Here is an 841-nt window from a genome sequence, read left to right on the forward strand (position 1 = left end):
AATAGCTTTGCCCAGGGCATTCTGAGCAGTGACCTGTGGCTGCGTCTTTTCAATCCAGTTTTTCAACTGAGCCAGTATCGGCAGGCTATGTTCGTGACGGCCGATTTTACGATCAGCGTCGCTACTGCCCTTCAAGTCGCGTTCGATCCCATACAGCTTGTTGATCAGATTCAGCGCGATATCCGCACGTCCCGTTTTACCTTTGGGTTGTACTTTCTGGGCTTCAACAAACTTGCGTCGAGCATGCGCCCAGCAGCCTAAACGCTCAACCCCGTCCAGCGCGCCCAAGGCGTTGTAACCGGCGTAATCATCGGTCATGACATAGCCACGATAACCATCGAGCAGGCGCGCCGGTACCTCCTGCGCCCGGCTGGTGGAGTAGTCAAAAAGGATCACTGGCTTGTCCGGTGGGCCGCCGGTTTGCACCCACATCCAGGACTGGCTGCTCGGTTCTCGATCTGGTTCTTTCAGCACTTGCACGCGCGTTTCGTCGCAGTGGATGACGCGGCTTTCCAGTAGCCGGTCGCGCATCAAATTCAGCAGCGGCTGGAAGTGTTCGCCGCACTGGATAACCCAGCGCGCCAAGGTCTGGCGTGGGATATCGATACCGTGGCGACCCAACACTTTTTCAAATCGATGAAGCGGTAAACCGTCAACGTATTTGGTAGTCAGCAACATCGCCAGAACGCTGGGGCTGGCCATGCTCTTTTCAATCAGTTGAGCTGGCTTGTCTGCTGTGACGGGTGCCGTTTCGCAGTCGCGGCAGCCATAGACTTTACGAACATGCTTGATGACCCGGATCTGCATCGGCACGATTTCAAGCTGCTCGCTGACTTCCTCG

1 protein-coding gene is annotated in these 841 nt (G+C 56.0%); it reads right to left on the bottom strand.

All coding sequences use genetic code 11. The features are described from left to right. Nucleotides 1-841: IS66 family transposase (gene tnpC / locus KDX37_RS29290; protein WP_231656648.1), on the bottom strand; the 841-nt coding region annotated here is incomplete at both ends.

Origin of the sequence: Pseudomonas californiensis, from assembly GCF_021147775.1 — a bacterium.
GTDB lineage: Bacteria > Pseudomonadota > Gammaproteobacteria > Pseudomonadales > Pseudomonadaceae > Aquipseudomonas > Aquipseudomonas californiensis.